22 protein-coding genes are annotated in these 22,677 nt (G+C 61.7%); 16 read left to right on the forward strand and 6 right to left on the reverse strand.

Annotated elements, in window-relative coordinates; all coding sequences use genetic code 11:
• Window positions 1-78: 78 nt before the first annotated feature.
• From tmpA to NKI05_RS28430, 3 genes are all read left to right on the forward strand, one after another.
• The gene (gene tmpA / locus NKI05_RS28420; protein WP_023682082.1) at window positions 79-1,230 is read left to right on the forward strand and encodes a 2-trimethylaminoethylphosphonate dioxygenase; all 1,152 of its coding nucleotides are present in this window, start codon (window positions 79-81) and stop codon (window positions 1,228-1,230) included.
• Entirely contained in the window at window positions 1,227-1,811 is a 585-nt protein-coding gene (gene tmpB / locus NKI05_RS28425) for a (R)-1-hydroxy-2-trimethylaminoethylphosphonate oxygenase (protein WP_023707734.1), read from the forward strand. Before tmpA ends, tmpB begins: the two co-directional genes overlap by 4 nt.
• A gap of 394 nt (window positions 1,812-2,205) precedes the next feature.
• Window positions 2,206-2,634 carry a hypothetical protein gene (locus tag NKI05_RS28430; RefSeq protein ID WP_023731683.1) on the forward strand — a complete coding sequence of 143 codons (429 nt, stop codon included), beginning with the start codon at window positions 2,206-2,208 and terminating at the stop codon, window positions 2,632-2,634.
• Window positions 2,635-2,683: 49 nt separating this feature from the next.
• Here the strand turns inward: NKI05_RS28430 and NKI05_RS28435 are convergent, their stop codons facing one another.
• The 3 genes from NKI05_RS28435 to NKI05_RS28445 form a co-directional block, all read right to left on the reverse strand.
• Window positions 2,684-3,331, reverse strand: coding sequence for a LuxR C-terminal-related transcriptional regulator (locus NKI05_RS28435; RefSeq protein WP_023668347.1), 648 nt, complete (start codon window positions 3,329-3,331; stop codon window positions 2,684-2,686).
• On the reverse strand, window positions 3,328-4,719 hold the full coding sequence (locus NKI05_RS28440) for a sensor histidine kinase (protein WP_023690914.1): 1,392 nt from the start codon (window positions 4,717-4,719) through the stop codon (window positions 3,328-3,330). The genes NKI05_RS28435 and NKI05_RS28440 overlap by 4 nt, the downstream gene beginning before the upstream one ends.
• Before the next feature lie 163 nt (window positions 4,720-4,882).
• Window positions 4,883-5,185 carry a DUF1236 domain-containing protein gene (locus tag NKI05_RS28445; protein ID WP_023731684.1) on the reverse strand — a complete coding sequence of 101 codons (303 nt, stop codon included), beginning with the start codon at window positions 5,183-5,185 and terminating at the stop codon, window positions 4,883-4,885.
• A 603-nt stretch (window positions 5,186-5,788) separates the two neighbouring features.
• Between NKI05_RS28445 and NKI05_RS28450 the strand changes: the two genes are divergently transcribed.
• From NKI05_RS28450 to ilvN, 3 genes are all read left to right on the forward strand, one after another.
• Window positions 5,789-6,727, forward strand: coding sequence for a DUF1236 domain-containing protein (locus NKI05_RS28450; protein WP_502898772.1), 939 nt, complete (start codon window positions 5,789-5,791; stop codon window positions 6,725-6,727).
• 331 nt (window positions 6,728-7,058) lie between these two features.
• Complete coding sequence (locus tag NKI05_RS28455) at window positions 7,059-8,855, forward strand: acetolactate synthase 3 large subunit (protein WP_023668351.1); 1,797 nt, start codon at window positions 7,059-7,061, stop codon at window positions 8,853-8,855.
• Between the two features lie 81 nt (window positions 8,856-8,936).
• A complete protein-coding gene (gene ilvN / locus NKI05_RS28460) occupies window positions 8,937-9,509 on the forward strand; it encodes an acetolactate synthase small subunit (protein WP_023668352.1) in 573 nt (190 codons plus the stop codon).
• Window positions 9,510-9,520: 11 nt separating this feature from the next.
• Here the strand turns inward: ilvN and NKI05_RS28465 are convergent, their stop codons facing one another.
• Window positions 9,521-9,901, reverse strand: a complete 381-nt coding sequence (locus tag NKI05_RS28465; RefSeq protein WP_023702997.1) for a metalloregulator ArsR/SmtB family transcription factor — start codon at window positions 9,899-9,901, stop codon at window positions 9,521-9,523.
• Between the two features lie 156 nt (window positions 9,902-10,057).
• On the opposite strand from NKI05_RS28465, the gene NKI05_RS28470 reads away from it, so the two are divergent.
• The 7 genes from NKI05_RS28470 to NKI05_RS28500 all read left to right on the forward strand — a co-directional run bounded on the left by NKI05_RS28470 (window position 10,058) and on the right by NKI05_RS28500 (window position 18,112).
• Window positions 10,058-11,014: an acyl-CoA desaturase gene (locus tag NKI05_RS28470; protein WP_023714739.1), complete on the forward strand. Its 957-nt coding sequence runs from the start codon at window positions 10,058-10,060 to the stop codon at window positions 11,012-11,014.
• A gap of 123 nt (window positions 11,015-11,137) precedes the next feature.
• Complete coding sequence (locus NKI05_RS28475) at window positions 11,138-11,734, forward strand: LysE family translocator (RefSeq protein WP_023688075.1); 597 nt, start codon at window positions 11,138-11,140, stop codon at window positions 11,732-11,734.
• A gap of 225 nt (window positions 11,735-11,959) precedes the next feature.
• Window positions 11,960-13,249: an efflux RND transporter periplasmic adaptor subunit gene (locus tag NKI05_RS28480; protein ID WP_023688076.1), complete on the forward strand. Its 1,290-nt coding sequence runs from the start codon at window positions 11,960-11,962 to the stop codon at window positions 13,247-13,249.
• On the forward strand, window positions 13,246-16,407 hold the full coding sequence (locus tag NKI05_RS28485) for an efflux RND transporter permease subunit (RefSeq protein WP_023815546.1): 3,162 nt from the start codon (window positions 13,246-13,248) through the stop codon (window positions 16,405-16,407). The genes NKI05_RS28480 and NKI05_RS28485 overlap by 4 nt, the downstream gene beginning before the upstream one ends.
• Window positions 16,408-16,471: 64 nt before the next feature.
• The gene (gene nthA, locus NKI05_RS28490) at window positions 16,472-17,095 is read left to right on the forward strand and encodes a nitrile hydratase subunit alpha (protein ID WP_023815545.1); all 624 of its coding nucleotides are present in this window, start codon (window positions 16,472-16,474) and stop codon (window positions 17,093-17,095) included.
• Window positions 17,092-17,751: a nitrile hydratase subunit beta gene (gene nthB, locus NKI05_RS28495; RefSeq protein ID WP_023682072.1), complete on the forward strand. Its 660-nt coding sequence runs from the start codon at window positions 17,092-17,094 to the stop codon at window positions 17,749-17,751. Before nthA ends, nthB begins: the two co-directional genes overlap by 4 nt.
• Window positions 17,738-18,112, forward strand: a complete 375-nt coding sequence (locus NKI05_RS28500; protein ID WP_023725319.1) for a nitrile hydratase accessory protein — start codon at window positions 17,738-17,740, stop codon at window positions 18,110-18,112. Before nthB ends, NKI05_RS28500 begins: the two co-directional genes overlap by 14 nt.
• 41 nt (window positions 18,113-18,153) lie before the next feature.
• Here NKI05_RS28500 and NKI05_RS28505 read toward each other — a convergent pair whose 3' ends face one another.
• The gene (locus tag NKI05_RS28505; RefSeq protein ID WP_023714736.1) at window positions 18,154-18,456 is read right to left on the reverse strand and encodes a hypothetical protein; all 303 of its coding nucleotides are present in this window, start codon (window positions 18,454-18,456) and stop codon (window positions 18,154-18,156) included.
• Between the two features lie 242 nt (window positions 18,457-18,698).
• Between NKI05_RS28505 and NKI05_RS28510 the strand changes: the two genes are divergently transcribed.
• Complete coding sequence (locus NKI05_RS28510; RefSeq protein WP_023668361.1) at window positions 18,699-19,826, forward strand: ATP-dependent DNA helicase; 1,128 nt, start codon at window positions 18,699-18,701, stop codon at window positions 19,824-19,826.
• Between the two features lie 20 nt (window positions 19,827-19,846).
• Here NKI05_RS28510 and NKI05_RS28515 read toward each other — a convergent pair whose 3' ends face one another.
• Window positions 19,847-20,266, reverse strand: a complete 420-nt coding sequence (locus NKI05_RS28515) for a SpoIIAA family protein (RefSeq protein WP_023682069.1) — start codon at window positions 20,264-20,266, stop codon at window positions 19,847-19,849.
• Between the two features lie 112 nt (window positions 20,267-20,378).
• Here NKI05_RS28515 and NKI05_RS28520 point away from each other — a divergent pair, with 112 nt between their 5' ends.
• Window positions 20,379-21,119, forward strand: a complete 741-nt coding sequence (locus NKI05_RS28520) for a pyridoxine 5'-phosphate synthase (RefSeq protein WP_023714735.1) — start codon at window positions 20,379-20,381, stop codon at window positions 21,117-21,119.
• A gap of 77 nt (window positions 21,120-21,196) precedes the next feature.
• A partial coding sequence (locus NKI05_RS28525) for a potassium transporter Kup (protein WP_352560972.1) occupies window positions 21,197-22,677 on the forward strand: 1,481 nt, incomplete at its 3' end.

A 22,677-nucleotide genomic window follows, 5' to 3' on the forward strand; every position in this document is an offset into this window, starting at 1 on the left:
TGCCTTCGACATCATCACGATGCAACCGGAAACCCTGCGGAGTTGGCTGCGGGGCGCAGCGGACAGGAACGGATCTCCATGCTTACCCAGGCGCTGATCGGCGACGAAGGAAGAACGATCGACCTCGGTTGGAAGGACGGCGCGCGCACTCGCTTTCACGCCATGTGGTTGCGCGACAATGCGCTCGACGACAAGACGCGCAGCGCCGGCAACGGCCAGCGGCTGATCACCATTCTCGACATTCCGGCGCAAACGCGGATCGGCGCAGCCGCGATCAAGGGCGATGCGCTTGAAGTCAGTTTCGAACCGGAGGGAAAGACGGTGCGCTTTCCTGCGGCATGGCTGAGCGCCAATGCCTATGACCGCGATGCCGCCCGACAGCCCGGCTGGACAGGCGAGGGCACCGTGCGATGGACCAGGGCCTCTATGCAGAATTCGGTGCCGCGCGCCGGCTATGTCGCGGCCAGCCGCGACCGCGCCGTCTTGCGGCAATGGCTGTCGGCGGTGAAGACCTACGGCTTCGCGGTGATGGACGATCTGCCGGCCGAATCCGGGGCGCTGTGCAAAGTGTCCGATCTGTTCGGCTATATCAGGGAGACCAATTACGGCCGCTGGTTCGAGGTGCGCGCCGAGGTCAATCCAACCAATCTGGCCTACACCAATCTTGGCCTGCAGGCGCATACCGACAACCCCTATCGTGATCCGGTGCCGACCTTGCAGATCCTGTCGTGTATCGAAAACACGGTCGAGGGCGGCGAATCCAGCGTCGTCGATGGTTTTGCCGTGGCGGCCGCGCTGCAGGCCGAAAACCCCGAAGGCTTCCGGCTGTTGAGTTCATACCCGGCGCGCTTCGAATATGCCGGCTCGTCGGGCGTGCGATTGCAGGCCAAGCGGCCGATGATCGAGCTCGGGCCGGATGGCGAACTCATCGCCATCCGCTTCAACAACCGCTCGCTGGCGCCGACCGTCGATGTGCCGTTCGCGGAGATGGAGGCCTACTACGCCGCCTATCGCCGGTTTGCCGAACTGATCGAGGATCCGTCCTTCGAAGTGACCTTCAAGCTCGAGGCGGGCCAGGCCTTCATCGTCGACAACACCCGCGTCATGCATGCCCGCAAGCAGTTCTCCGGCGCCGGCAAGCGCTGGCTGCAGGGCTGCTACGCCGACAAGGATGGCCTTTTGTCGACGCTGTCGGCGATCGAACACGAATTCAAGGAAGCAGCGGAATGAGCAGCCAGGATTTGAACGCGAGCAACATCGTCGAATTCATCGCCGATATTTTCGAACGCCGAGGGGCTGAATCCTATCTCGGCGAACCCGTCACCATGTCGGAGCACATGTTGCAGGGCGCCTGGTTCGCCGAAAAGGACGGCGCGCCCGATGTGCTGGTGGCGGCAGCACTGCTGCACGATATCGGCCACTACACCAGCGAGTTCGGCACCTATTCGCCCGACGATGTCGAGGACAAGCATCATGACGAAGCCGGCGGCGAGGTGCTGGCGCCGTTCTTTCCACCGGTGATCGTCGAATGCGTCAGGCTGCATGTCGCGGCCAAGCGCTACCTCTGCGCTACCGACCCCACCTATTTCGGCAGGCTGTCGCAGGCCTCGGTCCACACGCTGTCGCTGCAAGGCGGGCCGATGAATGCCGAAGAGGTGGCCGAGTTCCGCAAGAACCCGTTCCACGAGGAAGCGGTGCGGGTTCGCATCTGGGACGAGGCCGGCAAGATCGCCAACATGAAGACCCGGGCATTTCGCGACTACATGCCGCTGCTGCAGCGGGTTGTCCGCGACTTCGCCAATCGCGCCTGATCGCAATCCGGGGAAGGAACGGCATATGCACCGTTTCGACGGCAAACATGCGCTAACCGTATGCCGCCGCAGACTTGCCGCGAGCGTCTGCGTGCGCAGGCGCTCGCGCCTCGCTGCCGATCCCTACCGGTGACGAGCCTTGTCACCGCGGATTTTATTGCGACATCCGTCGGCGCGGCCCAAGATCAGTAGGTCAGACTTCGGTGTATATTTGACTCAGACGAAGGTCTGAGAATCGAGCTGCAAGCACGAAAGGAGAGTTTCCTCAGCGTTTGTGAGCCGCAATTTTGGGCTGTTCATTCTTGAATACCGTGACACATCATGATGTGATGGTGGCATGAATGGAGAAAGGCAGCCCCTGTTTTCATCCGTGCGTCGCCGGGCGTACTTTAGCTTGCGCGTATTCGCGGCGGTTGCGGTGACGATGCCGGTGCTTGGTCTGCGGTTGAGCCATGTCGACGGTTACAAGATCGAATTCGCCGCTGCCAGCGCCAAGAGCGGAAACAATGGCAATGGTAACGGTGGTGGCAACGGTAGTGGTAACGGTAATGGCTCAGGCGGCAACGCCGGGAATGGCAACGCCAACGGAAAGGGAAAAAATGGTGCCGGCGACAACGCCGCCGGTAGCCAAGCTCCCAGTAGCCAAGTCAATGCCGCTGGCGACACGGTGACGGTACAGGGCGCCAAAATCCAGGTCGTGCATCGCGATGGATTCAGCGAAAGCATCGAGGCCGGCCGCTTCACTATGAAGGATCCGCTTGGAAGGACAATTGTCGAACGCGCCGTAAGGGCCTCCGACATTGCTCGTCTGAAAGGGCTGTAACTGTTGGTTCGCCAACCAGCATCCGACCTTCAGACAAGCCCCGATCTCCCTATACAAGACCCGTTTTGGGCGCGTGCATAAGAATGGCTGCTTCGGTGCGGTTTCGCACCTTTAGCTTTTGAAATATCCGAGTCATGTGGTGTTTTACCGTTTTCTCCTGCAGGTTGAGACGTTTGGCGACTTCTTTATTGCTCAGTCCTTCGCCTACCAAGGAGATTATCCCAAGCTCGCGTCCCGAGAGATTGGCAACGAGATCGGTTGTGCGCTTTTCCGGCCGGATCAGTTCATTCAAAAGCTGCGCTGACAGGGTCGGCGAAACATATTTTTTTCCTGCGGCTATATAAGTCAGCACCTCGGCCAGCGATGCCGCCCCAATCCCTTTCAGCACATATCCGCGTACGCCCAGCCTGAGCGCCGTTGCCAAATCGGCGTTCGCCTCCGAGACGGTGAGCATGACGATCTTGCAGTCAGGCTGAGTTGCAAGAATATTTTCCGCTGCCGCCAGACCCCCTCCCGGCAAACTGATGTCTAGCAGCAATATGTCGGGATTTGCCAAGGCCGCAAGCTGTTCGGCATCCGTCGCGGTTTCGCCCGCACCAACGACTTCGAAGCCGCCGATTTCGGCGAGGCTGCGAGCCACACCCTCGCGAAACAGCGGATGATCATCAACAATGGCAATCCTTATGGGAGCGGTCATTTCTGGTCCTCGATGTTGAGCGTTATGGTCAGCCGGGTCCCCCTGGGGCTCGAAAAGGTCTCGAAGTGACCTCCGATACTTTCGATACGTTCCCTCATACCGGCGAGTCCAAGTCCTTCACACGATCCCGACTGGAATCCAGGGCCGTGATCAAGCACTTGAATGAGGAGCTTGCCCTGCGTCACTCTCGCCTTGACAGCCTGCCCCTTGCCCAGACCGTGTCGCCAGGCATTGTTCAGCCCCTCCTGCGCGAAGCGAAAGATGCTTATTTTCTCGGACGTCCCCAGGTCGGGCAGGCGAGATGGCAGTGAAAGCGATACGGAGGAGGCCGTCCGGCGTTCATGTTCGGCAACCGCAAGCCGCAATATCTCCGCGACTGTCGAAGCTTCGATCTGTGGCAGCACGAGGCCGGTGCAGATGGCGCGGATCTCCCGCATCGCCTCGTCCAACGTATGATGGATATCGGCGATCTCGGTCTTCCGGTGGCTTGGGGATGCGGCGGGATCGAGCAGCAGAGGGCTGTCCATGCGCAGCGCAGCCAGTGCGACCAGCTGAGCTGGACCGTCATGCAAATCAGACCCGATGCGACGCAAGTAACGCTCGTTGATTGCCGTTGCGCGGCGCGACGCCTGCTGGACGCGCTCCCGCAAAGCGGAATTCTGCTCCAAAAGCAACTGAAGTTCGGCCACTTGTGTCTCAAGCGCTGAACGCTGCGTTTCGATAGTGCTGCTGCCGCGAAGCACGATTCCCGAGAGCATCGCCAAGGCGACCGCGGTCGCGCCAGCCACGAGCAGCCAGCTCGACCATAGTGCCGAGTTTAAAGTGCCCTGAAGATCGTCGGCTATCTCGTAGAACTCGGAAACGGCCACAACATCGCCCGACCACGGCTCTCGAACCGGATTGTAGATCTCGAGCAGCGAGGCGGTGGGGCTCTTCCGTTCCTTCCTTTCATTTTCGTCCAGATCATTGAATTGCGCCACCACGTTTCCACCGAACGCATGCAGCAAGTTCGCATTTGGCTCGAAGGTCTGGCCGATAAGAGCCGCGTCTTTGGCGTACAGCACCTTGCCATCACGCCGCCAAAGCACGAACGACGCCAGTTTTTTGCCGAGAGCACCCTGGTCCAGGGTTTCATCGAGCGCCCGTTTAACGGTGTCGCTGAGCTGCTGGCTTTTGCGCATATCCGGCAGGATTGGCGCGATGACACTGTCGACGTAAAGCGCGGTCGTGCTTGCAGAGTTGCGGATCACTCCATCTCGTATTTGCGAGGTGACCCATAGGCCGACGACCAGCATCAGCGACAGCAGCCCAATGCTTCCGACTATGATGAACTGCCAAGCCAACGATAGCCTGTTCCAGTTTTGATAGAGACTATCAATGTAGCGCACGTCTCAACCGACCCCGCGACTTTGGCCGCGCCAAAATGCCTAAGCCATCCTACATCTAGAACGGTCGATGGTGCGAGCAAGCGCTAGGTTGAATTGCCGGGGAAACCGCAATTTCAGGGCATGATCCCACCGCCACCCGCGGGGAACGGCGGTGGGATCAGCGTTACTGTATGATCTTGACGATCTTCCGCGTGCCGGGGTCGACCAGCACGGTTCGCCCGTCGACCACAACGTAGCGATACTTGACGCTCGGCACTTCATGCAGTTCCACCGTGTCGGGAATGGCGGTCCCCACGTTCAATTCGACACCTGGAATCTTCACCGACGCAAGGGGCTGCTTTTTCACGTATTCGCGCACAACCGTTTCCTGCTCCGGCGCGATGATGACGTCTTGAGCGGCAACTACGCCCGCGCTCGCGAGCAGCAAGAATCCGGCAATTGCGGTCGACTGGTACATGGTCGTCATGATTCTCTCCTTCATCAACGCTCATGCATCTTGCGCGAGCTCGATTCCGATACGGTGGTTGTTGGTGAGGTTGATGCACACCGCAAGCCGAACGGGCTTTTCGCGGCTGCGTTCCCGCGTGGGGCTTCGGTCCGGGCGTCATCGGGCCAATGGACTATAGGGAGAGGGACCAAAGTCTGGTGCCAGGCTGTAGAGGTCCTAGAGCCTCCTCAGGGCGGAACACAGGGTTCTCGGCATCGTTGAGATCAGCACTTGTGGGAGGCGTTAATGGACAACAGCGTCCATCAGGCACGATGGTTGCTCTTGCCTGTTTTCGGGGTAGCCATCCTGGTCATGACGACGGGAGTACTTCTAAGCTTGTGAGGCTGGTGTCATCGCTATGGGATCACAAGCTCAGAAAAAAGCAAAAATCTTGCGTTGCATTAATTTTTTGATGCAATTTGTAGCTGATTGTTGGCAAAACTACTGCCTACATTTATTGGTCTTCTTAGAAGCCCGATTTTATTCGCAAAATGCGGAACAAAGTATTTTTGACAGAGTTGGCTAGGCTGAGGGACCGACTCTTTAAGGAGAAAGCAGATGAAACATGTGTTGATCACGAGCATGATTGCGCTTGGCGTCGGGTGCGGCGCCGCGATCGCCCAGACCCAGGCTGTGCAGCCGAGCGGCGGCGACAACTGCGCCGCTGGCGCGGCCGATTGCCAGAAGGGCGGCAAGGCCGGCGAACAGGCGCAAGGCAAGATGAAGTCACAGACCGATCAGAATGCACAGGGCCAGGCTGGCGCCACGACCGATCAGCAGGCTCAGGGCAAAGCCAAGCTCAAGACGGATGAACAGGCACAGGGCAAGGCCGGGACCAGTACCGAGCAGAATGCTCAGGGTCAGGCCGGCGCCACGACCGATCAGCAGGCTCAGGGCAAGGCCAAGCTCAAGACGGATGAACAGGCCCAGGGCAAGGCCGGGACCAGCACCGAGCAGAATGCTCAGGGCCAGACCGGCACCAGCACCGAGAAGCAGGCTCAGGGCAAGGCCAAGCTCAAGACGGATGAACAGGCCCAAGGCAAGGCCGGGACCAGCACCGAGCAGAACGCTCAGGGCCAGACCGGCACCAGCACCGAGAAGCAGGCTCAGGGCAAAGCCGGGACCAGCACCGAGCAGAACGCTCAGGGCCAGACCGGCACCAGCACGGACCAGCAGGCCCAGGGCAAGGCCGGGACCACCACCGAGCAGAACGCTCAGGGCAACACAAACGTCCAGACCGACCAGGGCAATACGGCCTCGATCAACAACGTGACAGTCGAGCAGAAGACGCAGGTCACGCAGATCATCCACGAGACCAGGGTTGAGCCGGTGAAGAACGTCGACTTCGACATTTCGGTCGGCATCGAGGTGCCGCGGCACAAAGTGCGCCTGCACCGTCTGCCGGCGCGCATTGTCAAGATCGTCCCGGCTTACGAATCCTATGAGTACTTCGTGCTGGCCGACGGGCGCATCGTCATCGTCGACCCGGATACGTACAAGATCGTGCTGATCCTGACGTGACACGGCAGTGGCTCTTGTTCCCGGCGCGGTGCGATTGAGGGGTATCGTATGCGCCGCGGTGGCCCGCCGACCAGAGGCGGCGGGCCACTTGCTTTGTCTTTCGCATCGCGCGTTTTTCCCGTTGACACCTTGCCTTTCACCCTCGTAGTGTCCGCCACGATGAAAAAGGCACTCATTCTCGTAGGAAAGCGCGTGGGCAAGGCGGTGTAACCGCCGGGCGAAAACCTCCCATGCGCAACACACAGGCTCCCATCGGGGGCCTTTTTTATTGCCCGAAACACGACTAAACGACCAGCAATCGCCTCATGGCTAGAAGTACGGGACCAGACCGATGAGCAACGGACAGAACGAACGGCGCGAAATGCCAAACAGGGAAATGACTGGCGCCGAAATGGTGGTGCAGGCGCTGAAGGACAATGGCGTCAAGCATGTCTTCGGCTATCCCGGCGGCGCGGTGCTTCCGATCTATGACGAAATCTTCCAGCAGGACGAGGTCGAGCACATCCTCGTCCGCCACGAGCAAGGCGCAGGGCATGCGGCCGAAGGCTATGCCCGCTCGACCGGCAAGGCCGGCGTCATGCTGGTGACCTCCGGCCCGGGCGCCACCAATGCGGTGACGCCGCTGCAGGATGCGCTGATGGATTCGATCCCGCTGGTCTGCCTGACCGGGCAGGTGCCGACTTCGCTGATCGGCTCCGACGCGTTCCAGGAGTGCGACACGGTCGGCATCACGCGCCCCTGCACCAAGCACAACTGGCTGGTGAAGGACGTCAACGAATTGGCCGCCACCATCCATGAGGCCTTCCATGTCGCGACGACCGGCCGCCCCGGCCCGGTGGTGGTCGACATTCCGAAGGATGTGCAGTTCGCCAAAGGCATCTATGTGCCGCCGCAGGCGGCGCCGCGCACCAGCTACCAGCCGAAGGTCCAGGGCGACCTGGAAAAGATCAAGGCCGCCGTCGAACTGATGGCCAGCGCCAAGAAGCCGATCATCTATTCGGGCGGCGGCGTCATCAACTCCGGTCCGGAGGCCAGCCATCTTCTGCGCGAACTGGTCGACCTCACCGGCTTCCCGATCACCTCGACGCTGATGGGCCTCGGCGCGTATCCGGCATCGGGCAAGAACTGGATGGGCATGCTGGGCATGCACGGCACTTATGAAGCCAATATGGCGATGCATGATTGCGACGTGATGATCTGCATCGGCGCGCGCTTCGACGACCGCATCACCGGACGGCTGACCGCCTTCTCGCCCAACTCGAAGAAGATCCACATCGACATCGATCCATCGTCGATCAACAAGAACGTGCACACGGAAGTGCCCATCATCGGCGATGTCGGCCGGGTGCTGGAGGACATGGTGCGGCTGTGGCGGGCGAGCGCCAAGGCCGACAAGAAGGCGCTCCATCCCTGGTGGGAGCAGATCGCCAAATGGCGCGCGCGTGACTCGCTCGCGTTCAAGATGAACCACGATGTGATCATGCCGCAATATGCCATCCAGCGGCTCTACGAACTGACCAAGGACATGGACACCTACATCACCACCGAGGTCGGCCAGCACCAGATGTGGGCGGCGCAGCACTATCATTTCGAGAAGCCGAACCGCTGGATGACGTCGGGCGGGTTGGGCACGATGGGCTACGGTCTGCCGGCTGCGCTCGGCGTGCAGATCGCGCACCCGGATGCGCTGGTCATCGACATCGCAGGCGATGCCTCGGTGCAGATGACGATGCAGGAGATGAGCGCGGCGGTGCAGCACAATGCGCCGATCAAGATCTTCATCCTCAACAACCAGTATATGGGCATGGTGCGCCAGTGGCAGCAGCTGCTGCACGGCAACCGTCTGTCGCATTCCTACACCGAAGCGATGCCCGACTTCGTCAAGCTGGCCGACGCATATGGCGGCCATGGCATTCGCTGCGAGAAGCCGGACGAGCTGGACGATGCGATCAAGGAGATGATCGCGGTGAAGAAGCCGGTGCTGTTCGATTGCCGGGTGGCGACGCTCGCCAACTGCTTCCCGATGATCCCGTCGGGCAAGGCGCATAATGAAATGCTCCTGCCCGACGAGGCGACCGACGAAGCCGTGGCCAACGCCATCGACGCCAAGGGCAGGGAACTGGTCTAGGTCCAAGCCGGGGCAGGGCTGTCGCGAGAAGCCGTGCGCAAACAGAGAATTAGCTCAAAGTCTGAAATCGAGATTCATGTCATGAACGCACAGCTTCAACCGACCGGCTCCGCCTATTTCATCGCCAAGGAAACGGAAAAGCCGGAGAACCACACGCTCTCCGTGCTGGTCGACAATGAGCCCGGTGTGCTTGCCCGGGTCATCGGCCTGTTTTCCGGCCGCGGTTATAACATCGAGAGCCTCACCGTCTCCGAGACCGAACACGAGAAGCACCTGTCGCGCATCACCATCGTGACGCGCGGCACGCCGCATGTGCTGGAGCAGATCAAGCACCAGCTCGAACGCATCGTACCGGTGCATCGCGTCGTCGATCTCACCGTGCGCTCGCACGAGTTCGGCCAGGAGCGGCCGCTGGAACGCGAGTTGGCGCTGGTCAAGGTCGCCGGCACCGGCGAAGCCCGCGTCGAGGCGCTGCGTCTGGCGGACGCTTTTCGCGCTTCGGTCATCGACGCCAACACCGAGCACTTCATCTTCGAGATTACCGGCAAGGGTTCGAAGCTCGACCAGTTCATCGCCATCATGAAGCCGCTCGGCCTGGTCGAGATCTGCCGCACCGGCGTGGCGGCGATGAACCGCGGCCCGCAAGGGATGTAGTCTCAGTCCAACTATTTTACCGGCTTGGGATCGACCTTGCCGCTCGCCAGATTCTTACTCTCCCTTTTGATCGGGCGCGATACCGGACAGACGTCCTGGACGAAGCCGTTCAGCGTGTTAACCAGATTGTTCTGGACCAGCGAGTAGCGGATGAATTGTCCCTGCCGCTCCCTGGCGATGAGGCCGGCCGTCTCCAGGATGCTCAGATGCTGCGAGATCGACGGCTTCGACATGTCGAAGCGCGCCGCGATCTCGCCCGCGGTCAGCGAGGAGTGGGCGAGATAGGCGAGGATCTTGCGCCTCGGCTGCGATGACAGCGCCTCGAACACGCGCTGTATGGCGCTGCTTGCCCCGATAGCCGTGTCGCCATCCGCTGCATTGTCTTCGATCACCGCCTGCCTCTGTCGTTTCGCTTCCGGTATTTAGTCTATTGCCTAAATACCTAAATCGGAATAGTAGATAGTTAGCTTATTGCCTAAATAAGCGCCGGCGCGCCGGAAGGCAAGGCTCTTTGGTCCGGAAATGTTTCCTGCAGAGGAGGGGTACCGATGAAGACCATATCCACAGGCAGAATGATCTCGCAGCCCTTGAGCGATGCCGAAGATGGCGAGGTCGTCTGGATGCCGGCCAAGTCGATCTGGGTCGGTGCGATGACGCTGATTGCGTTGGTGTTCGGGCCGCTGACCTTCAGCTGGAGCGCTTTCGCCCTGTTCGTAGCGACGACGGCGGTGACGATCTGCGCCGGACACTCGGTCGGCATGCATCGCCTGCTCATCCATCGCTCGTTCAAGGTTCACATCTGGCTCAAACACGCGCTGGTCTATCTCGGCACGCTCGTCGGCATGGCCGGTCCGTTCGGCATGATCTATGCGCATGACATACGAGACTGGGCGCAGCGCCAGACGGCTTGTCACGACCTGCACGCCCACCGCCGGCCTTTCTTCACCGACGCTTTCTGGCAAATGCATTGCGCCGTAGCGTTGCGCAATCCGCCTGACTTCGTCATCGAGCCGTCGATCAGAAACGACCGCTTCTACAAATTCGTCGAGCGGACCTGGATGCTGCAGCAACTGCCGTGGGCGATCCTTTTCTTGCTCCTCGGCGGGTGGAGCTGGGTGGTCTGGGGCATTGCGGTGCGTATCTCCGTGTCGCTGACCGGGCATTGGCTGGTCGGGCATTTCGCACATCGCAGCGGGCAGCAGGGCTGGCGCGTCGATGGCGTTGCCGTGCAGGGCTACAACCTGCCGCGTTTCGGCCTGGTGACCTTTGGCGAGAGTTTCCACGGCAATCACCATGCGTTTCCCGAATCCGCAAAGCTCGGCCTGGAACGCGGGCAGATCGATCTCGGCTGGCTCTTCATCCGCATCCTGGCTGCCCTCGGCCTCGCGCATGGCGTGAAGCTTCCCGGGAACACGCCGAGGCGCAAAGGCCTGCGGCGTGTGGCTGGCCGTCAGGAGGCCGCCGCCGCTCCCAGCCTGTTGTCGGCGCGGGCCCACGGCAGGTAGACTGTGCCGGCCTGGCTGGCTCGGGATAGGCGGATCACGGCGGAGCGCTTTGGACCAATGGAATGAGGTTGCGTCCAGCGCTCTGTCGATTTAAGTCAGCATTGCTGACCTTTGTGAGCCGTCATGACCCTCGACGCTTTCCTTGCCCTTTTGGTCTACGCCTTCGTGACCTCGATCACGCCGGGGCCGAACAACCTCATGCTCTTGGCGTCGGGCGTGAATTTCGGCCTGGTCAGAACCATTCCGCATATGCTGGGCATCAGCATGGGTTTCCTGGTGCTGTTGCTTGCTGTCGGCTTTGGCCTGGGCGCGGTGCTTACGGCGTTTCCGGCCTTGCACACCGGATTGAAGATCGCCGGCGCTGCCTATCTGCTCTATCTCGCCTGGAAGATCGCCATGTCGCGCTCGCTGTCCAGCAAGGGTGAGACGGAGGCACGGCCGATGCGGTTCATCGAGGCAGCCGCATTCCAGTGGGTCAATGCGAAAGCCTGGGTGATGGCGATCACCGCCATGGCCGTCTACTCCAATCCGGACCACCCGTTCCTGTCGGTGGCGCTGATCGCGATCGCCTTCACCGTCGTCAACCTGCCGAGCGTCTCGATGTGGGCCGGTTTCGGCACAGCGCTGCGCGGGTTCCTGTCGGATCCGGTGCGGCTGAAATGGTTCAACATCGCCATGGGCGTGCTCTTGGCGGCGACGCTCTGGCCGATGCTGAAATAGACGCATCCCGCCTGAGATCTCAACCGCATCCTGGCTGGTTTTCCGACTGCTGAGCCGGCTGCATAGTCATTGTGCAGTGCACATTAAATCTTCGTAATGCCGTGTTTTGGCCCTTCTCCGACAAATGTGCGTCCTATCTACTTCGGCGAGATCGCGGCAAGGCGCCGTGATTGCGTAGAATGAGACCACCGGGTTCGGCGTGTCGGATCATAGGGCTTTTAGTCGATGCGCGGTAAAGTCGTTCTGGCGGTGGTGGTGGCAGCGGCCTGTGTCGCCGCGGCATGGGTCTATTTTTCGCCGGCGGCGATGAGCAGTCTGCAGCAGATGCTGCCGGGCGCCAGGCAGACGGCAGCGGCGGACAAGCCGGCTGGATCGGACAAGGCTTCGGCCGACAAGGCAGGGGGCAAATCCGGCGCCGGCGGCAATGCCGCCCGTTCGGCCTCGATCGTCTCGGCCACCGCGACAACGGCCGATTTTCCGATCCGCCGTTACGCCATCGGCTTCGTGTCTTCGCCGGCCGTGGTCAACATCAACGCCCGCGTGTCCAGCCAGATCGTATCGATCGACGTCAAGGACGGCCAGATGGTGAAGGCCGGCGACCTGCTGTTCTCGCTCGACGACAGGGCGCTCAAGGCGCAGCTTGCCAAGGATCAGGCGACGCTCGCCAAGGACCAGGCGCTGCTAACCAGTTCGGGCTCCGACCTTCAGCGCGCCAAGGATCTCGTCGCCAAGCAGGCCGGCACGCAGCAGACTTACGATCAGGCGGTGGCGGCGCAAAAGGCTGCCGCGGCGACGGTCGATGCCGACAAGGCGACGATCGACGCCGACAATGTCCAGCTCGGCTTTGCCAGCATCAAGGCGCCGATTGCCGGCCGGCTGGGCGCGGTCAACGTTTCGGTCGGTGACCTCGTCACCTTGAGCAACGGCAACTCGAGCACGGCCACGCCGCTGGTGACGATCACCGAGATGGATCCGCTGCAAGTCAACTTCAACCTGCCGGAGAGCAACCTGGCGCTGCTGCACAAGGCGCTGGCCAACCCGCAGCAAGGCGCGGTGACGCTGACCAAGGATGGCGATCCGACGCCGATCGGCAACGGCACGCTCGACTTCGTCGATTCCAGCGTCGACACCGCGTCCGGCACCATCGCGACACGGGCGAGCATTCCCAACGCCGATCTTTCACTGTGGCCCGGGCAATATGTGAATGTCGTGCTCGACGCTGGCATCATGCCGCAGATGACATCCATCCCGACCGTTGCCGTGCAGCCCAGCCAAAAGGGACCGTTCGTCTATGTCGTCAAGCCCGACAACACGGTCGAGATGCGACCGGTGCAGGTGGCGCTGACCGAAGGCGAAAACAGCGCCATCAGCGAGGGCGTCAAATCAGGCGAGAAGGTGGTGGTCGAGGGCCAGACCAGGCTGAAGGACGGCGCCGCCATTCACGAAGGCAAGGCGGCCGGCGGTGATCAAGCTGCTCCCAAGGTCGCCGAGGCCGGCAAGGCGGCTGCCCAATGATTTCCGAATTCTGCATACGCAGGCCTGTCGCCACGCTGCTGATGTCGTTCGCCCTCGTGCTGGGCGGGCTGTTCGCCTACAAGTTCCTGCCGGTGGCGGCGCTGCCGAGCGCCGAATTCCCGGTCGTCAACGTCTCGGCCACCCTGGCCGGCGCTTCGCCCGAAACCATGGCCACTTCGGTGGCGACGCCGCTGATCAAGCAGTTCGCCACCATTGCCGGCATCGATTCGATCTCGACCAGCAATTCGCTGGGACGCACCTCGATCGCCATCCAGTTCGTGCTCAACAGGGATATCGACGCTGCCGCCGCCGATGTGCAGGCAGCGATCGCGCGCACGCAGCGCCAGCTGCCGCCCGAGATGACGGCGCCGCCGAGCTATCGCAAGGTCAATCCGGCCGACGCGCCGATCCTTTTGATGTCGCTGGTCAGCGACACGGTTCCGCTCACCGACCTCGACGCCTTCGCCGAAAACGTCATCTCGCCCTCGCTGTCGACCATCGACGGCGTGGCGCAGGTGTCGATCTTCGGCCAGCAGAAATATGCGGTGCGCGTGCAGATCGATCCGACCGCACTTGCCGCGCGCGGCATTTCGATCGATCAGCTGCAGACGGCGATCGCCTCGGCCAACTCAAACACGCCGCTTGGCGTGTTGCAGAACGACAAGCAGCAGCTGACCATCACGGCCAATACGCAGCTCACCGATGCCGCCGGGTTCTCCAACCTCATCATCGCCACCAAGAACGGCCATCCGGTGCGGCTGGGCGAGGTGACCCGCGTCATCGACTCGGTCGAGACCACGACGACTGCAAGCTGGTATGACGGCACGCGCGCCATCATCCTGGCGGTGCAGCGCCAGCCCGACGCCAACACCGTCGACGTCGTCGACAAGGTCAAGGCGATGCTGCCGTCGTTCAGGGATCAGATGCCGGCCGCAGCCGACATAAAGCTGCTCAACGACCGCTCGACCTCGATCCGCCAGGCCGTCGACGACGTCCAGTTCACGCTGCTTCTGACCATCGCTTTGGTGGTGATGGTGATCTTCGTCTTCCTGCGCCGGGTGACTGCAACCATCATTCCGGCCGTGGCGGTGCCGATCTCGTTGATCGCGACGCTCGGCGCCATGTTCCTGTTCGGCTTCTCCATCGACAACATCTCGCTGATGGGCCTGACGCTCGCAGTCGGCCTCGTCGTCGACGACGCCATCGTCATGCTGGAAAACATCTTTCGCCACATGGAGGAGGACGGTCTCTCGGCCTTCGATGCCTCGCTGAAGGGCGCGCGCGAAATCGGCTTCACCATCATCTCGATCTCGATCTCGCTGGTGGCGGTGTTCATCCCCGTGCTTCTAATGGGCGGCGTCATCGGCCGCATCTTCAACGAATTCGCCGTCGTGGTGACGGTCGCCATCCTGGCTTCGATGTTCGTGTCGCTGACACTGACGCCAATGCTGTGTTCGCGCTTGCTGTCGGTGACCAAGGCCGATCGCGACAAGCATGCCCCCGGCCACAAGCAGGATATCGTCACCCGCGGCTATGACCGGCTTTTGACCTTCTGCCTGCGCCACACTTTTCTGGTGTTCCTCGTCTTCGCCGGCACGGCGGCAGGGTCGGTCTGGCTGATCGAGGTCTCGCCGAAAGGCTTTTTCCCGCAAGAGGATATCGGCCAGATCTCGGTTACGACGATCGCCAGGCAGGACATCTCCTACGACGCCATGGTCAAGCTGCAGAACCAGGCGGCAAGTGTCTTCTCGCATTCGCCCTATGTCTCGCATGTCGCCTGGTCAGCCGGCGGCGGCAACAATGCGCTGAACCAGGGCCAGCTCTATGTGCAGCTGAAGGACAAGAGCCAGCGCCCCGACATCGACAAGGTGCTGTCGGATCTGCGGCGGCAACTGGCCACTGTGCCGGGGATCGATGCCTATATGCAGCCGGTGCAGAACCTGCGGCTTGGCGCGCGTTCTTCCGCCAGCGCCTACCAGCTCGTCGTTCAGGGCCTCGATACCGGCTTGACCGACACATGGGCGCAAAAGCTCGACGATGCGATGGCGGCCGATCATGCGAATTTCACCGACGTCACCAGCGATTTGCAGAACAATTCATTGCAGGCGACGCTGGTGGTCGATCGCGACAAGGCGGCCTCGCTCGGCATCGACACCGACACGCTGCGCTCCAGTCTCTATGGCGGCTTCGGCACGGAGCAGGTCTCGACGATCTTCGGCTCGGCCGACAGCTACGAAGTCATCATGGAGCTCGATCCCAACATCGAATGGTCGCCCGAGCGCATGCTGGCCATCCAGGTCAGGACGGCAAGCGGCAGCCTGGTGCCGCTCGGCGCCTTTGCCCGCGTCGACCGCACCGCCGGCGCGCTGACGGTCAACCAGCTCGGCCAGCTGCCGGCGGTGACCATCTCCTACAACCTGCCGCAAGGCGTGGCGCTGGGCGACAGCACGGCCCGCATCGCCGCGCTGAAGGAGCAGATCGGCATGCCGCCGGCGATTTCGACCAGCTTTGCCGGCACCGCCAAGACCTTCCAGGATTCGCTGGCCAATCAGGGCCTGCTGATCGGCGGCGCCATTCTGACCATCTATATCGTACTCGGCATCCTCTATGAGAGCTTCATCCATCCGCTGACCATTCTGACCGGCCTGCCTTCGGCGGTGCTGGGCGCCGTGGTCGCGCTGCGCTTTGCCGGCATGGACCTGTCGGTGATCGCGGTGATCGGCATCCTGATGCTGATCGGCATCGTCAAGAAGAACGGCATCATGATGGTCGACGTCGCGCTGGAGCTGCGACGAGAAGGCATGTCGGCCAAGGAGTCCATACACAAGGCGTGCCTGATGCGTTTCAGGCCGATCATGATGACGACGTTGGCGGCGCTGATGGGCACGTTCCCGATCGCGCTCGGCACCGGCGCCAGTGCTGAGCTGCGCCAGCCGCTCGGTGTCGCGGTCGTCGGCGGGCTGCTCGCTTCCCAGGCGCTGACGCTGTTCGTCACCCCTGTCATCTATGTCTATTTCGAGAATTTCTCTGGCTGGCTGGTGAGCTTCTTCTCTTCGAAAAAGAACAGGCCGGAGCTGCATGCGGTCGAGAGCGGCGAGCAGGCCTCGCTGTTCGGTCCCGAGGATCGGCTCCAGCCGCAAAGGGCCGCCGCCGAATAGGCGATAGCCCGTGGCCCAAGCTGTCATGCTTGCGGCCGCGTGCCGCCGATCCTAATCTGAGGTCATGTCCCATGATCATGACCACGACAATGAGCTCGACCCGTTTGCGGCGCGCGTGCGCGCGCTGGAGACCATCCTCACCGAAAAAGGCCTGATCGATCCGGCCGCAATCGACGTCATCGTCGACACCTATGAGACCAAGATCGGGCCGCGCAACGGCGCCAGGGTGGTGGCGAAAGCCTGGAGCGATCCGGCCTTTGCCGAGTGGCTGAAGCGCGACGCGACGGAAGCGATCGCGTCGCTGAGCTATAGCGGCCGCCAGGGCGAGCACATGCAGGCGGTGTTCAACACGGACGAGACGCACAACCTCGTCGTCTGCACGCTGTGCTCCTGCTATCCGTGGTCGGTGCTTGGGCTGCCGCCGGTCTGGTACAAGGCACCGCCCTATCGCTCGCGGGCGGTGATCGATCCCCGCGGCGTGCTCGAAGAGTTCGGGCTGACCTTGCCGGCGGAGAAAAACATCCGCGTCTGGGATTCGACTGCCGAACTGCGCTATCTCGTGGTGCCGATGCGGCCTGGCGGTACCGAAGGCTGGAGTGAGGACCAACTCGCCGAACTGGTCAGCCGCGATGCGATGATCGGCACGGCGGTGGCCAAGGAACCCGGGACAAAGAAGGTACCGGCATGAACGGGCCGCAGGATCTCGGTGGGCAGATGGGTTTCGGGCCGGTCGCGCCCGAAAAGGACGAACCGTATTTTCATGCGGATTGGGAGAGGCGGGCGCTCGGCGTGACGCTGACTGCCGGCGCCATGGGCGCGTGGAACATCGACGAGAGCCGGCACGCCAGGGAATCGCTGCATCCGGCCGTCTATTATTCCTCAAGCTACTACCAGATATGGATCAAAGCGCTCGAGGTGCTGCTGAAGCGCCATGGCTTCGTCAGCGAGCGCGATCTGACGGAAGGTCGGGCGGTCGATCCGGCGGCGACGCCCAAAAGGGTGTTGAAGGCCGAAAACGTGCCGGCGGTACTGGCCAAGGGCAGTCCCTGCGACCGGCCGGTTGAGACGGCGCCGCGCTTCAAGGCCGGCGACCCGGTGCGGACAAAGAATTTCAATCCCACCGGCCACACAAGGCTACCGCGTTATGCGCGCGGCAAGCACGGAGTTATCGAGGCCGTGCGTGACGGTTTTGTGTTCCCCGACAGCAACGCACATGGCAACGGTGAAAACCCGCAATGGGTCTATACCGTGGTCTTCGATGGCTCGGAAATCTGGGGCGAGGGCGCCGACTCGACGCTGACCGTCTCGATCGATGCCTGGGAGAGCTATCTTGAGCCGGCCTGAAGGTGCATTGCCGGCGGGTCTGGACGAACCGGTATTCGCCGAACCCTGGCAGGCCGAAGCCTTCGCCATGACGGTGGCGCTGCATGACAAGGGCCTGTTTTCGTGGAGCGAATGGGCCGATGCGCTGTCGGCGCAAGTGAAGAAGCCGGGCGCCGCAAGCGACGGCCACGATTATTACGAGCATTGGCTGGCTGCGCTGGAGACGCTGCTGGCGGCCAAGGGCGTCGCGGGAAAAAGTGACGTCGACACGCTCGCCGCCGCCTGGGAACGCGCCGCGCATGCAACCCCGCACGGCAAGCCGATTTTGTTGGAGAACGATCCCGGGCCGACCAGAGGTAGCGGCGGCGGCGCGAACATATAGTCCGCCTGTGGTTGGTGTTTGAAATCTGGCGGCCGATGCAACTAATTTTCGACGACCATGCCTTCGTCGTCCCCATAGACAAACGCCTCAACGACGGCGAAGCGGCCACGGTTTTTGGAAATGGCGACGAAGTCGTTGTCAGCCAAGTGGAGGATCACTTGCTCGTCGCTGATGGTAACACGTTCTATGGTTCTGGCATTTTCGTCACTCAGACAGGCCGTGACCTCGGTATATATCGCGAACCCTGCGTCATCCGACAAGGAGACAACGATGCCATAACCAGGTTCGCCGATTTCGATCTTCTTTATCGACTTTCCGATCAGCCTGTCTGCGAACGACCTCATCAATATCCTCGCTTATAGGTGTCTGCGCCGATCTGCATCTCGATCATGTCCGTGATAGTGGCATTGCCCGATCTAGGTTCAAATGCCTGAATTCAAATCGTTCGTTATCCGCTTGCATGTTCACTTTACGTTCGCATTTGCGCCTGCTAGTTTGTCCCGTTGAAGGTGAGGCAATCCCATCGTTTTAAGCGGTGGTTGGCACCAAGCTTGTCTTTCTCTCGCGAATCCGGTCTGTCGAATCGATGGAATTCTCTCCCCAACAGGATGAGGCGTTGAAGGCGGTGGCGCGCTGGCTGAAAGAGGGCCGGCCGCAGGTCTTCCGGCTGTTCGGCTATGCCGGCACCGGCAAGACCACGCTGGCGCGCTATTTTGCCGAGCATGTCGACGGGCAGGTGCAGTTCGCCGCCTTCACCGGCAAGGCGGCGCAGGTGCTGCGTTCCAAGGGCGCGGTCAATGCCCGCACCATCCATTCGTTGATCTACCGGCCGAAGGGCGAGGAATCGGTGTCGGACGAGGTGACCGGCAAGACCTCGATGTCGCCGACCTTCTCGCTCAATCGGCAAAGTCCTATTTCACGGGCGAAGCTGGTGGTCATCGACGAATGCTCGATGGTCGACGAGCAGCTTGGCCGCGACCTTCTGAGTTTTGGCACGCCGATCCTGGTGCTTGGCGATCCGGCGCAGCTGCCGCCGATCTCGGGCGGCGGCTTTTTCACCGAGCATGAGCCGGATGTGCTCTTGACCGAAATCCACCGCCAGGCGCGCGACAATCCGATCATCCAGCTGGCGCTCGACGTGCGCGAGGGCCGCGAGTTCATGCGTGGCGACTACGGCACCGCGCAGGTCATCGGCAAGGAGGACGTCACCCAGGAGCTGGTGCTGAAGGCGGACCAGGTGTTGGTCGGCACCAACCGCACACGCCGCCGCTACAATCAGCGCCTGCGCGAGCTGAAGGGTTTCAATGCCGATTATCCGCAGGCCGGAGACAAGCTGGTCTGCCTGCGCAACGACCCCGCCAAGGGCCTGCTCAACGGTTCGCTGTGGAAGGTAATGACCTCGTCGCGCGAAACGGTGAAGCCGGGCATCAACCTTCTGGTCTCGCCCGAGGAGGACGATCCCGACCGCGGCGTCGCCAAGATCAAGCTGCTCAAGTCGGCTTTCGAGGATCCGGACGCCGATATCCCCTGGCAGCAGAAGAAGCGCTTTGACGATTTCGACTATGGCTACGCGCTGACCGTGCACAAGGCGCAGGGTTCGCAGTGGAACGATGTCGTGCTGTTCGACGAGAGCTGGGCGTTCAAGGAAACCCGCCAGCGCTGGCTTTATACCGCCATCACGCGGGCGGCAGAGCGCCTGACGATCGTTAGATAGCTGGCGTTAGATAGCTGGCGTCAGGTAGCAGCCGGCGCAGCAGGGCTGAGTGGCGTCGCACCCAGCCATTGCCAGGCATCCGCTTCATCCTCGGCCGCGAAGTGCCTGAACTCGATGGGTGGCGAAGCCGGAAGGAAGTTCCGCGCATCCGCTATCCAGTCGGGCTCACCGATCGTCGCGCACCGGGCGATATGCTCTAGCGCATGAACCGTACCTTGTTTCAGCGTCTCGTCGTCCATATCGATCCAGTCGACGCCCTCATGGTCGACCAGCCGCACCAAGACGTCGATCCTCGGGTGCAGCGCGTAGGCAGCCTCCAGCAATCCGAACAGATTTTCGCCGTCGGCGGCAGAGACATGGCCGACGACGTCGATGGCGAAGAGGTCCTCACGGTCGGTTTCGAGGCGGCGGATTGCGGGCACGGACTGGAGAAAATTCATTGGCTGGGTTCCCCCTTGCGAGCAGATGTCATCACTGGAACACCCGAAAGCCCCTGTCTGTTCCCATCAAAGGCAGTATAGATGCGCTGCACAAACAGCCGGACCTCACGCCATGCCCGCGAAACTCTCGGTCAATCTCAACGCCATCGCCATGCTGCGCAACCGCCGCAACCTGCCATGGCCCAGCGTCACCGGGCTCGGCCGCCTGGCGTTGGCGGCCGGCGCGCACGGGCTGACGGTTCATCCGCGGCCCGACGAGCGCCACACCAGGCATTCCGACCTGCCGGAGATCCGGGCGCTTATCGACGACGAGTTTCCCAAGGCGGAATTCAACATCGAGGGCTACCCGACCGAGGATTTTCTGGCGCTTGTGGAAAGGCACCAGCCGGAGCAGGTGACGCTGGTGCCCGACGATCCGGCGCAGGCGACATCGGACCATGGCTGGAACTTTGCCGCCGAGGCGGCGTTCCTTAACCCGATCGTCAAGCGTCTGAAAAAAGGGGGCTTCCGCGTGTCGCTGTTTTCCGATCCGGATCCCACCGGCGTCAATGCCGCGCGCGACACCGGCGCCGACCGCATCGAGCTCTATACCGGGCCCTACGGCAGCTACCATTCCGATTCCGCCAAGGCGCGGAAGGAGCTGGAAAGATTGGGAAAAACCGCGGATGCCGCAGTCGCCGCCGGGCTCCAGGTCAATGCCGGGCACGATCTGGTGGTGAACAACCTTCCGGCATTGGCAAAGCGCATTCCGGCATTGGCCGAAGTGTCTATCGGACACGGGTTGACAGCCGATGCGTTGGAGTATGGCATGGCCGGCACGGTGGGGCGGTTTCTGAAGGCTTGCGGTTGGTAGCGGTGGAAGGCTCGTGTCGAAGGTGATATCGCATGACAGCAAGCAAGGCGCACCGCGCGGTGATCGGGGAGTAGTCGATGGCTCTTTCCAGCATCGGTAGCGAGGCTGAACCCGTCGAACAACCGAACCACTCCCACACTGAACAGCACAGCACCAAAGTTCTGATGCTGGGCGCGCTTGGCGTCGTCTATGGCGATATCGGCACCAGCCCGATCTATGCCTTCCGCGAGGCGCTTCACGCTTCGCCTGGTACCGACACGCGTATAGATGTCCTGGGCGTGCTGTCGCTGATCGTCTGGGCGCTGACGATTATCGTCACCATAAAATACGTCGCTTTCGTGCTTCGCGCCGACAACAAGGGCGAGGGCGGCACGCTGTCCCTGATGGCGCTGGCGCGCAGCGCCTATCCAAAAGGCGCCAAGCTTATCCTCGGCATCGGACTTTGCGGGGCGTCGCTTTTTTTCGGAGACGCTATCATAACTCCGGCCATTTCCGTGCTGTCGGCAGTTGAGGGCCTGGAAGTGGTGACACCGACGCTGGAGGCCTATGTCGTTCCGATCACCTTGGTCATCCTGGCATTTCTGTTCTCCGTGCAGCGCTTCGGCACGGGGAAGGTGGCGGCAGTATTCGGGCCGGTGACGGCGCTATGGTTCCTGGCCATCGGCGTTTCCGGGCTCTACCACCTGATGGATGATCCTTCGGTGCTGTTGGCGATCAACCCGTATTATGCGATCGCCTACTTAGCCGGCACGCCGACCGCCGCTTTCGTGACCGTTGGTGCAGTGTTCCTGGCGGTAACGGGGGCCGAGGCGCTTTATGTCGACCTTGGACATTTCGGGCGCAAGCCGATCGTGCTCGCGTGGTTTTCCGTGGTGTTTCCTTGCCTGCTGCTCAACTACTTCGGCCAGGGCGCCTTTGTATTGGCGAATGGCGGCAGGCCGACCAATCCATTCTTCGAGATGTTGCCGGATTGGGCGCTGATGCCAATGGTCGGCTTGGCAACGGCCGCCACCGTGATCGCCAGTCAGGCGGTGATCTCGGGTGCTTTTTCGCTGGCACGTCAGGCAGTGCAACTCAACCTGCTGCCCCGCATCGAGGTGCAGCACACGTCCGAAATGCAGAGCGGCCAGATTTATATGCCGCGCGTCAACCTGCTCATCGCCATGGGAGTGATGCTGCTGGTTGTCGGCTTCGGCAGCTCGAGTTCGCTGGCTTCCGCTTACGGAATTTCGGTGACCGGCGAGATGCTGATGACAACCATTCTGCTGTTCGTTGTCATGCGCAATTTGTGGAAATGGCAGCTTGGGCTCGCCCTGGCATTGGCGCTGCTGTTCGGCACCATCGACATGGGTTTCTTCCTGGCGAATGTCGTCAAGATCGTGGAAGGCGGATGGGTGTCAATATCCGTTGCCTGCCTCATGGGGCTGATCATGACCACCTGGATACGCGGCAGCCGCTATCTCTTCGACAAGACCCGGCGCAACGAAATCCCGCTCGATTTCCTCGCCGGCAATCTGCTGAAGAAGAAGCCGCAGCTGGTGTCCGGCACCGCCGTGTT

It is taken from the genome of Mesorhizobium sp. M0771 (assembly GCF_040320155.1).
Lineage (GTDB): Bacteria > Pseudomonadota > Alphaproteobacteria > Rhizobiales > Rhizobiaceae > Mesorhizobium.

Bases quoted from the DNA above. Each gene is read 5' to 3' on its own strand.
- tmpA (WP_023682082.1), top strand. From the start codon at position 79: ATGCTTACCCAGGCGCTGATCGGCGACGAAGGAAGAACGATCGACCTC.
- tmpB (WP_023707734.1), top strand. From the start codon at position 1,227: ATGAGCAGCCAGGATTTGAACGCGAGCAACATCGTCGAATTCATCGCC.
- NKI05_RS28435 (WP_023668347.1), bottom strand. From the start codon at position 3,331: ATGACCGCTCCCATAAGGATTGCCATTGTTGATGATCATCCGCTGTTT.
- NKI05_RS28445 (WP_023731684.1), bottom strand. From the start codon at position 5,185: ATGACGACCATGTACCAGTCGACCGCAATTGCCGGATTCTTGCTGCTC.
- NKI05_RS28450 (WP_502898772.1), top strand. From the start codon at position 5,789: ATGATTGCGCTTGGCGTCGGGTGCGGCGCCGCGATCGCCCAGACCCAG.
- NKI05_RS28455 (WP_023668351.1), top strand. From the start codon at position 7,059: ATGAGCAACGGACAGAACGAACGGCGCGAAATGCCAAACAGGGAAATG.
- ilvN (WP_023668352.1), top strand. From the start codon at position 8,937: ATGAACGCACAGCTTCAACCGACCGGCTCCGCCTATTTCATCGCCAAG.
- NKI05_RS28470 (WP_023714739.1), top strand. From the start codon at position 10,058: ATGAAGACCATATCCACAGGCAGAATGATCTCGCAGCCCTTGAGCGAT.
- NKI05_RS28475 (WP_023688075.1), top strand. From the start codon at position 11,138: ATGACCCTCGACGCTTTCCTTGCCCTTTTGGTCTACGCCTTCGTGACC.
- NKI05_RS28480 (WP_023688076.1), top strand. From the start codon at position 11,960: ATGCGCGGTAAAGTCGTTCTGGCGGTGGTGGTGGCAGCGGCCTGTGTC.
- NKI05_RS28485 (WP_023815546.1), top strand. From the start codon at position 13,246: ATGATTTCCGAATTCTGCATACGCAGGCCTGTCGCCACGCTGCTGATG.
- nthA (WP_023815545.1), top strand. From the start codon at position 16,472: ATGTCCCATGATCATGACCACGACAATGAGCTCGACCCGTTTGCGGCG.
- nthB (WP_023682072.1), top strand. From the start codon at position 17,092: ATGAACGGGCCGCAGGATCTCGGTGGGCAGATGGGTTTCGGGCCGGTC.
- NKI05_RS28505 (WP_023714736.1), bottom strand. From the start codon at position 18,456: ATGAGGTCGTTCGCAGACAGGCTGATCGGAAAGTCGATAAAGAAGATC.
- NKI05_RS28510 (WP_023668361.1), top strand. From the start codon at position 18,699: ATGGAATTCTCTCCCCAACAGGATGAGGCGTTGAAGGCGGTGGCGCGC.
- NKI05_RS28515 (WP_023682069.1), bottom strand. From the start codon at position 20,266: ATGAATTTTCTCCAGTCCGTGCCCGCAATCCGCCGCCTCGAAACCGAC.
- NKI05_RS28520 (WP_023714735.1), top strand. From the start codon at position 20,379: ATGCCCGCGAAACTCTCGGTCAATCTCAACGCCATCGCCATGCTGCGC.